Origin of the sequence: Massilia sp. LXY-6, assembly GCF_051233485.1 — a bacterium.
In the GTDB taxonomy this organism is placed as follows: domain Bacteria; phylum Pseudomonadota; class Gammaproteobacteria; order Burkholderiales; family Burkholderiaceae_D; genus Telluria.
The window spans coordinates 1-5,171 of the sequence record NZ_JBKFGF010000007.1 but is presented as its reverse complement, the minus strand read 5'-3'; the positions used below and the strand labels follow the sequence as shown (position 1 = coordinate 5,171).

Here is a 5,171-nt window from a genome sequence, read left to right as displayed (position 1 = left end):
GTGGCGGTGACGCCGGCGTCGGCGCCGTTGATCGCACCGGCCAGGCCCGACAGCGAGAAATCGCTCATGGGAATACTGACCGGAGTGCCGTTGCCGACGGTAATCGTCATCGAACTGCCGGCCCCCTGGAAGGTCTTGGCGGGATCGACGACGTCCGAACTCAGCTTGTCAGCGATGGCCAGCTTGCTGACTTCGATCGCGTAGGTGCCGGCGGCGGCGCCGCCGCCGGCCGGCGCGCTGGCCTTCAGCACTGTAGCGTCGGACGAAGCGGCGGTCAGCGCCGCCAGCGAGGTGCCGGTCACCGACTTGACCGCCGTCTGGAACGACGAGATCGCGCTTTTCAGCGAGCCGAATGCGGACAGCTTCGATTTGTAGCTGCTTTCCTTGGCCTGGATCTGGGTCAGTGGCGTGCTCTCGGCCTGCATCAGCTGGGTAACCAGCGAGTTGATGTCCAGGCCCGATCCGATACCGGTGGCGGAGATTCCCATCGTCTGTCCTTGTCGTTAAGCCTTTTCCCGCAGCAGCAGGCCTTGCATCTTGTCGATCGAATGCGACAGCGCCAGCGCCTCCGCGCTCGGGAACTGGCGCAGCACTTCCTGCGTCGCGCTGTCGACGATCTTGACGACCGTCTTGCCACTTTCCTCGTCGATCGAGAAACGCAGACCCTGGGCCGTGAACTGGGTATGCTCGTTCAGCCTGGCGACGGCCTTTTCGACCGCCTCGCGGGCTGGCCCCTGTTCCTTGCCGGCGCCCGCGTTCGGCGCCGACGTCACGCTCCTGGCTGACGGGTTGGACGAAGTCGCAGCTGCGTTGCCGAGCGCAGCCTGTACGCTACCAGATAACGAATTCAGCATCACAACACTTCCTTCCAAAACGGCACTGTGCGAGATGTTTCCGCAACACCTCGCACAGCTTTCCTGACCGAATTATAAACCGCGATCAGCGCAGCAGGCTCATCACGCCGTTCGGCAGCTGGTTGGCCTGGGCCAGCATCGCGGTGCCGGCCTGCTGCAGGATCTGGCCACGGGTCAGCTTGGCGGTTTCAGCGGCGAAGTCGGTATCCATGATGCGGCTCTTCGCGGCGGACTGGTTCTCGATCGAGCTGTTCAGGTTGTTGATCGCATAACCCATGCGGTTCTGCGCGGTACCCAGCGAAGCGCGCTCGGTGTTCAGTGCCGCCAGGGCGGTGTCGACCTGAGCGATCGCACTGGAAGCGGCGGAGGCGCTATCGATTGGGGTGATCGTCATGCCTGCGTAGAGGGCGTCGGCACCGAAGCTGACCGTGATCTTCTGGCCGGAGTCGGCGCCGATCTGGATGTCCTTGGTGGCACCGGCCGCGCTCAGCACGGCGCTGCCGTTGAACTTGGTATCGGTGGCGATACGCTGGATCTCGGTGTTCAGCGCCAGGACTTCGGTATTGATGTTGCTCCACTCGGCCGAGCCGTTGGTGCCGTTGGCGCCCTGGACTGCCAGTTCGCGGATGCGCTGCAGCGCGTCGGAGATATTCGACAGCGCGCCGTCTGCGGTCTGGATCAGCGAAATGCCGTCGTTGGCGTTACGCGCTGCCACGGTCATGCCGCGGATCTGCGAGTCCATCTTGGTCGCGATCGACAGGCCGGCTGCGTCGTCCTTGGCGCTGTTCACACGCAGACCCGAAGACAGGCGCTGCAGCGAGGTCGACAGGTCGCTAGCCGAGGTGTTGAGGTTGCGTTGTGCGTTCAGCGAAGCCAGGTTGGTGTTGATGACGGACATGGTAGTTCTCCTGTGAGCAGAGTACGGCTTGGTTAGCTTTCGTTTTTCGGTTCGTCGCTTGTTCAGCGGGGTTGAATTGTTTAACGGAGAGGTTCGCCAAAGCTTGAGGGCTTTTTTAAAAAAAGTTGGAAATGGTCAACTTTTCATCCTAGCCCTGTGACGCAAACCCTTGAATTAGGGCCCCTTTTATGTTCACAAGGAGCAATAACCACTCATCACTGCTCGCTACAATACTGACTGTCGAACCCGCCCGCGTTGCACCGTTGTCGTCAGCGCCCGCGTTTTCTTTAACTGGACCTTCCACGCATGCAAATCATCGACCAAGCACCACCAACCCAAGCCGACGAACTCTTCGCCCAGGGGCTGGACGCGCACCGGCGCGGCGACTTGGGCATGGCCATCCACTTGTATGAACAGGCGCTGCAGCGCGAGCCGGAGCATTTCGACGCCCTGCACCACGTCGGTATCGCCGCCTACCATGCCGGCAACCACGACATCGCGCTGCAGTTCATCGGCGCCGCCATCGAGCGCAACGCCGCGGTGTCGACTGCTTACAGCAACTTGGGTAATGTGTACCAGGCCCTCGACCAGCATGCGGCGGCGCTGGCCTGCTACGACCAGGCACTCCTGCTGGATGCCGGGAATGCCGATGCCCATTACAACCGCGGCAACATCCTGCGGCGGCTCGATCGGCTCGACGAGGCGCTGGCCAGTTATGAGCGCGCGCTGGTGCTGCATCCCCGCGACGTCGACGCCTGGAACAACCGCGCCGTGGTGCTGCAGGACCTGGAACGCTACGATGACGCGCTCGAGAGCGCGGGCCAGGCGCTGGAACTGGCCCCAGGACTTGCCGCCGCCCACAACAACCGCGGCAATATCCTGATGCTGATGCAGCGCCGCGACGAGGCGCACCGCAGCTTCGAGGCCGCGCTCGCGCTGCAGCCCGACTACGCCGAGGCGTGGTCGAACCTCGCCGCCAACCAGGCAGCGCAAGGTCGGCACGAAGCGGCGCTGGCGAGCTACGCGCGCGCACTGGAGTTCGGCCCGGCCGTGCCCGAAACCCACAAGCGCCACGGCGACCTGCTGTGCACCCGCGGCCGGCACGACGAGGCCTTGGCCGCTTACGAACGCGCGACGACCCTGCGGCCCGACTATCTGGAAGCGTGCATGGCACGCGGCCAGCTGCTGATGGAACGCGAACGGCACGAGGATGCGCTGCAATGCTTCCATGTGGCGATCGCCATCGACGCGGACAACCGGGAGGCGCATTTCCGCCGCGGCCTCGCCCTGCGCCATCTGAAAAGACACGAGGCCGCGCTGCTCAGCTTCGAGCGGGCAATCGCACTGCGCGACGATGAAGACGCCGGCGCCCACGTCATGCACGGCCACACGCTGCACGCGCTGGACAAGTTCGAAGACGCGGCGCATGCCTATGAGTGCGCGCTCGAACTCGATCCTGATCACTACGATGCCATCGTCGGCCACGGCATCACGCTGCAGCGGCTGCGCCATTTCGACAAGGCAGCCGCGAGCTTTGCCCGCGCCATTGCCATTGCGCCGGATCGGCCGGACGGGCATCTGAATCTGGGCAACGTTTACCAGGATATCGGTAACGTGGAAGGCGCTCTGGCCAGCTATACGAAAGTGATCGCGCTGCTCCCTGACGATCCGGTGGCCTACAACAACCGCGCCAATCTGTACGAAGGCCTCCGACAGTTCCCGGCTGCCTTGCAGGACTACGACAAGGCGATCGAACTGAGGCCCGATTTCGTCAGCGCTTACTGGAACAAGTCGCTGCTGTGCATGCGGATGGGCGAATTCGAGTCCGGCCTGAGCGGCTATGAATGGCGCTGGAAAGCCGAGCACCTGGCGGTGTTCCGCGAAAACCGCGACTTCACCCAGCCGCTATGGCTCGGCCAGCAGGACCTGGCGGGCAAGACCATCCTGCTGTATGCCGAGCAGGGCCTGGGGGACACGCTGCAGTTCGTCCGCTACGCGCCGATGGTGGCCGCGCGCGGCGCCCGCGTGATCCTCGAAGTCCAGCGCCCGCTGGTCAAGCTGATGCAGACGCTGGCGGGCGCCAGCGAGGTGCTCGCCAAGGGCGATGCGCTGCCGGACTTCGACTTCCACTGCCCTCTGCTGAGCCTGCCGCTGGCGTTCATGACCACGCTGGCGACGATCCCCGTGCCGGACGCCTACCTCGCGAGCGACGCTGCCCGTGAGAAGGACTGGAATGCGCTGCTGGGCCCGGCCCGCGGCCCGCGCGTGGGCCTGGCCTGGAGCGGCAATCCGGTGCACAAGAACGACCACAACCGCAGTATCGCTTTCGACGAGCTTGCCGACGTGCTCACGCCGGCCTGCGAGTTCGTCTCGCTGCAGAAAGAATATCGCGCCTCCGACGTAGCGCTGCTGGCGGCCAGCACGGTGCGTGATGTCAGCCCCCAATTGCAGGACTTCACCGACACCGCGGCTCTGTGCGCCGCGATGGACGTCATCGTGGCGGTCGACACCAGCATTGCCCACCTGGCCGGCGCCCTCGGCAAGCCGGTCTGGATCCTGCTGCCGGAAGCCTCGGACTGGCGCTGGCTGCTCGAACGCAGCGACAGCCCGTGGTATCCGAGCGCGCGCCTGTACCGCCAGCAGCTGGGCGAGGACTGGAGCGCCGTCCTGGCGCGCGTGCGCGCCGACCTGGATGCGCTCGCGGGCGCTGGACGATGAGCGTGCCGGTGAATGTGCCGATCGAGCCGCGAGCCGAGTCCCTGTTCGCGCAGGGGCTGGAATGGCATCGCCAGGGTTTGCTGGAGCAGGCGCTGGCCGCCTACGAACAGGCACTGCAGCTGCAGCCCGGCTACTTCGACGTGCTGCACCATATCGGCATTCTCGCCTACCAAGCGGGCGATTACGCCAGCGCGGGGCAATTCCTGCATGCCGCCATCGAGGTGGACGGCAGCACGGCGCCCGTCTGGAACACGCTCGGCAACGTGATGAAGGCGCGCGGGCGGCTGGAGGCGGCGGTCGCCGGTTATAGCCAGGCCCTCGCCATCGCTCCCGCCTACGCCGATGCCCATTACAACTGCGCCAATGCATTGCAGGCATTGGGCCGCTACGAGGAAGCGCTGGCCAGCTACGATAACGCGCTCGCGCTCGACGCCGGCACCGTGCAGGCCTGGAACAACCGCGCCACAGTCCTGCAACAGATCGGCCTCCTGGACGAGGCGCTGGCCAGCCTCGACGTCGTACTCAGGCTGCAGCCCGCGCATGCCGAAGCCCACAATAACCGCGGCAACGTGCTGGCGCGCCAGCACCGCAGCGAGGCCGCGCTGGAAAGCTTCGAACGCGCGCTGGCCTGCCGCCCGGACTACGCCGATGCCTTCGTCAACCGCGCCAAGCTGCTCAAGGACCTGGGGCACCTCGAGGCC

At 65.2% G+C, this 5,171-nt stretch carries 5 protein-coding genes; 2 read left to right on the top strand and 3 right to left on the bottom strand.

Going from position 1 to position 5,171, the window contains the following annotated elements; genetic code table 11:
• From ACI48D_RS04305 to ACI48D_RS04295, 3 genes are all read right to left on the bottom strand, one after another.
• Positions 1-488 (bottom strand): flagellar cap protein FliD N-terminal domain-containing protein (locus ACI48D_RS04305; protein ID WP_435569978.1); only part of this gene is annotated, 488 nt, incomplete at its 3' end.
• Positions 489-503: 15 nt separating this feature from the next.
• Entirely contained in the window at positions 504-854 is a 351-nt protein-coding gene (locus ACI48D_RS04300) for a flagellar protein FlaG (RefSeq protein WP_435569977.1), read from the bottom strand.
• An 85-nt stretch (positions 855-939) separates the two neighbouring features.
• Positions 940-1,752: a flagellin gene (locus tag ACI48D_RS04295; protein ID WP_435569976.1), complete on the bottom strand. Its 813-nt coding sequence runs from the start codon at positions 1,750-1,752 to the stop codon at positions 940-942.
• A gap of 306 nt (positions 1,753-2,058) precedes the next feature.
• On the opposite strand from ACI48D_RS04295, the gene ACI48D_RS04290 reads away from it, so the two are divergent.
• Together ACI48D_RS04290 and ACI48D_RS04285 are read left to right on the top strand one after the other, a co-directional pair.
• Positions 2,059-4,470 (top strand): tetratricopeptide repeat protein, encoded by a 2,412-nt coding sequence (locus ACI48D_RS04290; protein WP_435569975.1) that lies wholly within the window; start codon positions 2,059-2,061, stop codon positions 4,468-4,470.
• A partial coding sequence (locus ACI48D_RS04285) for a tetratricopeptide repeat protein (protein WP_435569974.1) occupies positions 4,467-5,171 on the top strand: 705 nt, incomplete at its 3' end. The genes ACI48D_RS04290 and ACI48D_RS04285, both read left to right, overlap by 4 nt.